The following is a 7,906-nucleotide window of genomic DNA, read 5'->3' on the forward strand; positions in this document are numbered from 1 at the left end:
CAATGTGGTGCAAAATGGTGCAACAGGAACCAGTATGGTGAAAGGAGGTGAAAAAGATGCAAGTGGAGGTGAGAAGTGATGGAAAAGTTGAAATTAGTGGTTATGTTAATGCTATTGATCGGTATTCGAAGGAACTTTACGGCTCGAAAGGTAAGTTTATTGAAAAAGTCGCACCTAGAGTATTTCAAAGAGCTTTAGAAAAGGCTCGTAATGTGGATATGCTACTCAATCATGATGTAAGGCGAAAGCTTGCCAGTATAGAGGAGGGAACTTTAGCACTTAAAGAAGATAATATTGGGCTTCATGCAAAGGCAGTCATTAGTGATACTGAAGTTATAGAAGAGGCTAGGTGTGGAAATTTAAAAGGCTGGTCTTTTGGTTTTGGGGCTTTGAGTGATAGCTGGCAAGATGATGGTAGTGTGGCTAAAAGGACTTTAGAAGATATTGACCTGATGGAAGTATCTCTTTTAACAATTGAACCAGCTTATATTGCTACATCAGTCCAGGTAAGAAGTGAAGATGTGGAGCAAAGATGCATTAGGGATAAGCCTGATAAGAAGGAGAGTGAGATGGAAGTAGAGAATGAAAGAAGTTTAGTAGCTACTAAAGTGTGGTTATTAAAGAATGTATTATTCAGTTAATTGTTATATAATGAAAGTAAACTATGTGTATTGAAGGTATAGAGATAAATTAGAATTTAGAAAGGTGACTATTACATATGAATAAAAAAAAATTAGAGGGCATTTTATTTTTTATTGCAGGCATTTTATTTTTTATTTCTGCTATTATAAAAAAAGATTATATGTCAATACCATTGGGGTGTTGTTTTGTTATCTTAGGTATCAGTAGAAGTCGTAAAGAGAAGTAGCATACAAATTCCAGTTTGCTGAGTTATTTATATTAACTATAATAATTAATCAATACTATTACAGTACATCCAAGAGGTGTACTTTTTTTTGTAAAAGCTAAAGTGCAACTAATCAGAAGTATGCAACTTATGGTTGAATAGGATGAACTTATGCGGTTATTGAATACTATAGATTTTTTTGTATAATCAAAGTATCAACGTTGAGAAAAAAATAATTAAAAATATAGAGATTAATAGAGTGAGGGAAAATGGTGTGAATATTGGGAGAAATATCAAAAAACTAAGAGAAGCAAAGCAGATTACACAGGAGCAATTAGGAAAGTTATTGAATGTATCTCATCAGGCCGTAAGTAAGTGGGAAAATGGTGTGACATTGCCCGATGTATTAATTTTATCCAAGCTTGGGAGGGTATTAGAAGTATTAGTAGATGATTTGTTAAAAGATGAGATTGATTCTTATGAATCTTATGCAGACCGATTATATGCAATTTATGCAGAATGTAGAACTTTGGAGAACTTCCTAAGGGCAGAAGAAGAATATAGAAAGATAATTGAGAGTGGAAGGTATACTAATAAACAACTTAGTGAGTATGGTGGCATATATCACAAAGGCATGCATGATTGTAGAAAAAAAGCTTTTGAGATTTATGACAAAGTAATTAAAGATGAAAAAGAAAATAAAAGTGAGCTTTACTATGATACGCTAAGAACACGCGTTTCTCTACAAGCACAACTTGGACAATGCAATCAAGCTATTGAAGAGTGTAAGAAATTATTTGAAGAGGAGGCAGAAAGTGAACAGGGCTATATTCTGTTATTAGCAGCCTATATATTTAATGGTAAATATGAGGAAGGGCTGAAGTTAGCGGAAAAGGCAATAATTCAGTTCCCTAATAGCTCACTCATTACATTTAATGTAGCAGAATGCTATGCACATTTTGAAAGGTATGATGAAGCTTTTAAATACTGGGATAAAACGTTTGAATTATGTAATCAGTATATTGATCCAATGTTTAGTAAGGCTTTTTGCTATCAAAAATTAGGTCGAAAACAGGATGAGTTAGCTCAGTGGAAGGAAATTGTAGCATGGTTAGAGGCTAAAGGATTACAAATTGCAGCAGACAATCATAGGCAAAATATAATAAGATTGGAAGAAGAGTTAACTGCGGGTAAAGTGAACCAAAAAAATTGAGGTAAAAGGGCATCTAGAAATAGGTGCTCTCTTTTTATAATTAAATTAGACTAGAAAGGACAACAGAATGAAACAACTACTAGAAAAAAGAAGCAAATTAATTGAACAAATTGAAGCTATTATGAATGTAGCTGAAACAGAGAAGAGAGCCTTCTCAAAGGAGGAACTAGATAAGATTAATGGCTATACAGATGAAGTGAATCAGATTGATGCCACAATCCAAACTCAAAAAGAAGCTAGAGCATTAATGACTACAATTAAAGAGTCAGCAACAGAGACAAGGCAAAATGAGCCCTCTTTATTAGATGAAATACGAGCCTTACAAGCTGATGCGAATAAAGAAATTGAAATTGGTACAAGAGAAGTGAGAGATGGAACACATACCTTTTCAGATACGGCAGTAGGCTCAGGTAATGCACCAACTGAGATTATTTCTAAGACCACTTTTGCAGACTACATCTTAGATAAGCTTGCCTATATCTCACCTTTATATGGGGCTGTACGTCATGAACGCTTTGGAAATAGTAAACATCAAATTCCAGTACAGGCAAACAAGTTAGGAAAGTTTGTCCCTATGAAAGAGCTTGCAGAATATACAAAGCAAGTGGCAACCTTTGAGCCAATCAAGCTAGAAGCTCACAAGTTTGAAACGCTTATTATATTTTCACAAGAAGCTATTGAAGATACTGGCTACAATGTGGACGGAGAATTAATGCGACAGTTAGTTGAATCTTATGGGTTAACTTTAGATGAACTGATTGTAAAGGGGAATGAAGAATATAAGGTGAATGATCTAAATGACTTTAGTGCGGATGATGGGACTAAAGAACTACAGTTACCGGCTAAACTGACACCTGAAACGCTAACTGAAATGTACTTTGTCCTTCCTATTCGTTATCGTCATACAGCAACTTGGGTCATCTCAGACCAAACAGCTAAGGCCTTAACCGATATGAAGTTTGAAGATGGTAGACCAGTTATTATTAATGAGCATGTGGCTGAACTTAATGAAACAGGATTAGCTATCTTCTTTGGAGACCTAAAACGAGCATTAATTGTAGGTGAAAGAAAAGCATTATCGCTTCAAAAGTCTACAGAGTATGGATTTATTCGTGACGAGATTGCTATTAAAGCAAATATGAGACTAGATATTAAAAAGGCTTTAGGCGAGGCTGTTGTTATTGGTACTTCAAGTGATACAAGTAGAAGCAAGGCAAAAGCAGCATAAGGGGTGATAGATGAAACTGTCAGAGTTAGATTTACCTTTACTAAAAGAGTATTTAAGGCAAGATGGAGACGAGGATGATAGGTTAATACAAGCTATTATTGAAGCTTCAAAATCTTATGTTTGCAATTATACAGGTCAACGCATAGATCAATTAGAAGAATATGAAGATGTAGCAATTGCAGTATTGGTTCTTATCGCTGAGTTTTATGATAATAGGACAATCAGTGTGAATGATAGATTGAATTTTAGAATAAATATGATGTTGGAATCTTTGTTGGTAAGGCATAATGTTAATTTGATATAAAAAAGATTGATTTTAATTTAAAAATCTGATAGATTATACATAATCTAAATGTTCTGATTAGCAAGGCACTATGTATGGAAGTGAGAATCAGTGCATTAGAAAACTAAAAGAGGTTGGCCTAGTTTTATAATTATTAAAGATTTTCGAAGGGAGATTCTCCACATGCATATACTTTGTAAACAAGAATTACTTATGAATAGTATTAATATAGCACTTAAAGCTTGTTCAACTAAAACAACAATGCCTATATTAGGATGTATTTTAATTAAAGCTTATGATAATCAAGTAACTTTAGTCGGTTATAATCTTGAATTAGGTATTGAAAGCACTATTCAAGTAGAAGTAATAGAAGAAGGTTCGATTGTTTTAGAATCAAAAATCTTTTCAGAAATCATTAGAAAAATGCCTAATGAGATAGTAGAGCTATCCACAGATGGAAGTCAAATGGCAAGAATCATTTGTGAAGACTCTGAGTTTGTTATTGCTGGACAAGCTGGTCAGCAATTCCCTGAGTTGACACAAGTAGAAAGATACAAGTCTTATACACTGTCTCAACATACCTTCAAAGAAATGATTAGACAAACGATCTTCTCTGTTGCTCAAGAAGAATCAAGACCAATCCTTACAGGAGAAATGCTTCAAATTAAAGATGGTTTTTTCCGTCTGGTATCTTTTGATGGTAATAGAATTTCTTATAGACAAACACCTTTGTCAACAGAGTATGAAACACAAGAAGTTGTAGTTCCTGGGCGTACACTTAGCGAGCTTAGTAAAATTCTTTCATCTGATGAAACAGATATGATAAATCTTTACTTTGAAGAAAAAAATATTTTGTTTGACTTAGGTGAATGCAAAGTTGTTTCAAGATTACTTGAAGGACAATTCTTAAAATATGAACACGTATTCTCATCAGATTATGCAACACGTATTGAAGTCGATTGTAAAAAATTTTTAATGAGGATTGAAAGAGCTGCACTTATTTCTAGAGAAGGAAAAAATCCGATAAAAATAAAGATAGATGGAGATAATATGATTATCACTTCCAAGGCTGAACTTGGAACTGCACGTGAAAAGTTAGGAATTGAACTTGAAGGTAATGAGTTAAGTATTGGTTTTAATCCTAAATTCTTAATTGAAGCACTTAAATCAATTGATGATGATCGTATTTGTATTCACTTCATATCCCCTTTAGCACCTTGTGTCATCAACCCAACACAGGGGGATTATTATAAATATCTTATTGCACCAGTTCGGATGAGCTTAACGCATAATGACTAGGTTAGTTTAAATATTAGTACATGAATTAGCGCTTTAAAATGAATATAAATTTAGTTAATTAGTAATAAGCTTAGAAAATAGGTGATAAAATCCACTTTGATGCTGGAAAACTAAATAAACGAATAATATTTACAACCCACACAGAAATAACTAACTCTATAGGACAAATAATCCTACAGGAGCAACCAATAAAAACTGTGTGGGCTAATATTATGCCCATAAGAGGCTTTGAACAAACCTTAGAAGAACGATTAAGACCTGAAACAGTGTATAGGATTTTAACTAGATATCATAGAGGCATAACACCTAACATGAAAATAAAGTATAAAGATAAACTCCTTCATATCACAGAGATCATTAATGTGGATGAGGGAGATTTTGTATTAGAGATTACAGCCACCTCAAAGGAGAAGAGGCATGGCGAAGAATGATGTATTCCAGTTGAATGGCCTCACAGATTTACAGAAGAAATTATCTTTTGTTACGAAGAGCTATCCCGATGAATCAGAGAAGCTTTTAACTAAAATGGGAAATCAATTTAGAAAAGAAGTTAAGAAGAAAACACCTAAAAGGCCATATGGTACGAGTAAGAAGAAACTTATTAATTCCTATAAAGTAAGTAAAGTGAAGGGGTATGGTAAAGACCTATATGTAGAATTTAGGTCAACCAGCCCCCATTTTCATTTAGTAGCACGTGGGCATAGAATTGTGGTAGGTGGAAGAGGTAGAAAGAAGAGGGATACGGGTAGGAGAGTAGCTGGAAAGTATATGGTTAAGAGGACTACTTTAGAGTTTGAAAAGGAACTACCACAGCAAGCTGAGAAAATGGTGAATAGGGTGGTAAAGAAACTTTTATGATAGGCTATCAGGATATTTTAAAGGCAGTAGTAAAGAGACTTAATACCACACACCCTACCATACCTATTTATGGTGACGAGGTAACAGAAGGTTATAAGTTACCTTGCTTTTTTACCACACTACTACCTATTGAAAGTGAAACCCAAACGAAGAATTACATATCTACAAACTTACTCATTGTTATTTCCTATTTTTCAGATTGTAAGGATAGCCTTAAATGCCTAGAGGTAATGTCAAAGTTAAAGCAAGCCTTTGGTATTTGCTTAAGTGTGGAAGATAGGCACTTTACAATACAAGATAGTATTATTGAGAAAGTTGAAAAGGATATTTACCAATTTTCTTTTCATATTACTTATCATGAGCTTATTAATTTTGAACCGGATAATGAACTTATCACAACCATTGAACACCATATAGAAGGGAGAAATGAATGAGTTTACCCAATGTTATGATTAACTTTAAACAAACAGGTGCAACAGTAATCCAAAGAGGAGAGCGTGGAATAGTAGCACTTGTATTAAATGGAGAAACACAAGAAGTACATGAATTAAATAATATAAAAGATGCAGCTGGAATTGACCAGCTAACAGACAAACAAAAAGAGTATCTACAACTGGCCTTCATGGGATATATTAAACCTCCTAAGAAGGTCATTATTATTTTTAGAGGAAGTGAGGAAGAGGATTATAGTTAGGTTCAAGAAGCATTGGAAGCCCTTAAATGGGATTATCTTGCTATACCTGAGGTTGAGAGTGGGGATGTAGCTAATGTAGTTGTGTGGATGACATCTTTAAACAAAAGGTGCAAGGTAGTCTTACCTCATGCGACCACAGCAGATACAGAGAAGGTCATTAACTTTACTACCTCAAATATTAAGACTAGTGAGGGGGATTATAGTACAGCAGAATATACCTCACGAATAGCTGGCCTTTTAGCTGGAACACCTATGACGATTAGTGCAACTTTTGCACCACTTAAAGAAGTAATAGGATTTGACCAATTGACTAAAGAGCAAATGGATGAGGCTGTTGGAAATGGGCAACTTATCCTATATCATGATGGAGAAAAGGCTAAAATTGCAAGAGGAGTCAATAGCTTTACCACAACCACACAAGATAAAGGAGAATCCTTTAAGAAGATAAAGATTGTGGATGCTATGCATAGGATTGAAGATGATATTAAAAAGGCTAATACAAGGGATAAGGTATTTTTGAAGTCACAGATTAAGATATTAGATGAGATTGAGGATATAGTGTTGGATGTAAGTGTTTAGAAGATGAAATATTGAGAACTTTTCGAGGATATCCTATAATGATTGTAGATGATACGGGAGGAAGGTAAAAAACATGAAGAAAAAAATGTCAATCCTTTTGATGGCCTTTATCATATTGTTTACTTTAGTGGGATGTGACATGAATAAGCAACAACCTTATGAAGTCTATGGTATGAATGAAGATATTGAATTAAATGGAGTGAAAGGTGTTACAGGAGAAACGATATTTAAGGCCTATATAAGATCAATGGTGGGTGGAGAGCTATTAGCTAGTGTATTAGAAGTTGTTATTATAGCTAGTGATGATGAAAGATATCCTTTAATGATTAATATCAATCCATATGGATGCCAAAGAATAGCACAACATAATCCGGATATATTTAAAAATACTCTGGACACAGTTCAATGTTTTAAAGTCTCTAAAGGTGATAAATATAATTATCTAGTAAGCAAAAAAATTGCAGATACATTATATAAGAAAGATAGTATAAAAGATTTCATAGAGATATCTAATGATTTCATAAAGGGGGAAGATGATGAAGAATTAATAGAGGTTATGTATACTGCACCAGCTACATTTAATGTATATCTAGGATTTGAGTTTGAATTAATAGAGCAGTCAAAAGGTATTCTTAGGGTGGAGTAGTAATAAAGGCTGATACAAGGGATAAGGTATTTTTGAAGTCTCAGATTAAGATATTGGATGCGATTGAGGATATTGTACTAAACGTAGATATAGGATAGGAATTAATAAATTATAAATTATTCAAATATGTTTAAATACTCTGATACTATGTCAAGAAATTAGACACTACAAACGGAGATTTTCTAGTTAACTAGCTTTCTTCTGTTTGTAGTATTCTTTTTCGTAAGCAATAGGTGTTTTATACCCTATTGTTCCATGA

The 7,906-nt window shown here is 33.7% G+C and carries 12 protein-coding genes; all 12 read left to right on the forward strand.

The window, feature by feature from the left end; genetic code table 11:
• Positions 1-56 precede the first annotated feature (56 nt).
• Positions 57-641: an HK97 family phage prohead protease gene (locus H8718_RS19225; protein ID WP_249334624.1), complete on the forward strand. Its 585-nt coding sequence runs from the start codon at positions 57-59 to the stop codon at positions 639-641.
• Positions 642-718: 77 nt separating this feature from the next.
• Positions 719-868, forward strand: coding sequence for a hypothetical protein (locus tag H8718_RS19230; RefSeq protein ID WP_249334626.1), 150 nt, complete (start codon positions 719-721; stop codon positions 866-868).
• Positions 869-1,121: 253 nt separating this feature from the next.
• The gene (locus H8718_RS19235; protein ID WP_249334628.1) at positions 1,122-2,060 is read left to right on the forward strand and encodes a helix-turn-helix domain-containing protein; all 939 of its coding nucleotides are present in this window, start codon (positions 1,122-1,124) and stop codon (positions 2,058-2,060) included.
• 67 nt (positions 2,061-2,127) lie between these two features.
• On the forward strand, positions 2,128-3,288 hold the full coding sequence (locus H8718_RS19240) for a phage major capsid protein (RefSeq protein WP_249334630.1): 1,161 nt from the start codon (positions 2,128-2,130) through the stop codon (positions 3,286-3,288).
• Between the two features lie 10 nt (positions 3,289-3,298).
• Positions 3,299-3,592, forward strand: a complete 294-nt coding sequence (locus tag H8718_RS19245; RefSeq protein WP_249334632.1) for a head-tail connector protein — start codon at positions 3,299-3,301, stop codon at positions 3,590-3,592.
• Positions 3,593-3,754: 162 nt separating this feature from the next.
• A complete protein-coding gene (dnaN, locus tag H8718_RS19250; RefSeq protein WP_249334634.1) occupies positions 3,755-4,870 on the forward strand; it encodes a DNA polymerase III subunit beta in 1,116 nt (371 codons plus the stop codon).
• An 89-nt stretch (positions 4,871-4,959) separates the two neighbouring features.
• Positions 4,960-5,301, forward strand: a complete 342-nt coding sequence (locus tag H8718_RS19255) for a phage head closure protein (protein ID WP_330597785.1) — start codon at positions 4,960-4,962, stop codon at positions 5,299-5,301.
• Complete coding sequence (locus H8718_RS19260) at positions 5,288-5,728, forward strand: HK97 gp10 family phage protein (RefSeq protein ID WP_249334635.1); 441 nt, start codon at positions 5,288-5,290, stop codon at positions 5,726-5,728. Before H8718_RS19255 ends, H8718_RS19260 begins: the two co-directional genes overlap by 14 nt.
• On the forward strand, positions 5,725-6,162 hold the full coding sequence (locus H8718_RS19265; protein WP_249334636.1) for a phage tail terminator family protein: 438 nt from the start codon (positions 5,725-5,727) through the stop codon (positions 6,160-6,162). Before H8718_RS19260 ends, H8718_RS19265 begins: the two co-directional genes overlap by 4 nt.
• The gene (locus H8718_RS19270; RefSeq protein WP_249334637.1) at positions 6,159-6,422 is read left to right on the forward strand and encodes a hypothetical protein; all 264 of its coding nucleotides are present in this window, start codon (positions 6,159-6,161) and stop codon (positions 6,420-6,422) included. The genes H8718_RS19265 and H8718_RS19270 overlap by 4 nt, the downstream gene beginning before the upstream one ends.
• 12 nt (positions 6,423-6,434) lie before the next feature.
• Positions 6,435-7,001 carry a phage tail sheath subtilisin-like domain-containing protein gene (locus H8718_RS19275; RefSeq protein ID WP_249334639.1) on the forward strand — a complete coding sequence of 189 codons (567 nt, stop codon included), beginning with the start codon at positions 6,435-6,437 and terminating at the stop codon, positions 6,999-7,001.
• Positions 7,002-7,074: 73 nt separating this feature from the next.
• On the forward strand, positions 7,075-7,647 hold the full coding sequence (locus tag H8718_RS19280) for a hypothetical protein (protein WP_249334641.1): 573 nt from the start codon (positions 7,075-7,077) through the stop codon (positions 7,645-7,647).
• Positions 7,648-7,906 lie beyond the last annotated feature (259 nt).

It is taken from the genome of Zhenhengia yiwuensis (assembly GCF_014384995.1).
Lineage (GTDB): Bacteria > Bacillota > Clostridia > Lachnospirales > Cellulosilyticaceae > Zhenhengia > Zhenhengia yiwuensis.

Excerpts from the sequence above, each read along its gene's own strand:
- H8718_RS19280 (WP_249334641.1), top strand. The coding sequence starts at position 7,075 with ATGAAGAAAAAAATGTCAATCCTTTTGATGGCCTTTATCATATTGTTT.
- H8718_RS19245 (WP_249334632.1), top strand. The coding sequence starts at position 3,299 with ATGAAACTGTCAGAGTTAGATTTACCTTTACTAAAAGAGTATTTAAGG.
- dnaN (WP_249334634.1), top strand. The coding sequence starts at position 3,755 with ATGCATATACTTTGTAAACAAGAATTACTTATGAATAGTATTAATATA.
- H8718_RS19240 (WP_249334630.1), top strand. The coding sequence starts at position 2,128 with ATGAAACAACTACTAGAAAAAAGAAGCAAATTAATTGAACAAATTGAA.
- H8718_RS19260 (WP_249334635.1), top strand. The coding sequence starts at position 5,288 with ATGGCGAAGAATGATGTATTCCAGTTGAATGGCCTCACAGATTTACAG.
- H8718_RS19270 (WP_249334637.1), top strand. The coding sequence starts at position 6,159 with ATGAGTTTACCCAATGTTATGATTAACTTTAAACAAACAGGTGCAACA.
- H8718_RS19265 (WP_249334636.1), top strand. The coding sequence starts at position 5,725 with ATGATAGGCTATCAGGATATTTTAAAGGCAGTAGTAAAGAGACTTAAT.
- H8718_RS19230 (WP_249334626.1), top strand. The coding sequence starts at position 719 with ATGAATAAAAAAAAATTAGAGGGCATTTTATTTTTTATTGCAGGCATT.
- H8718_RS19225 (WP_249334624.1), top strand. The coding sequence starts at position 57 with ATGCAAGTGGAGGTGAGAAGTGATGGAAAAGTTGAAATTAGTGGTTAT.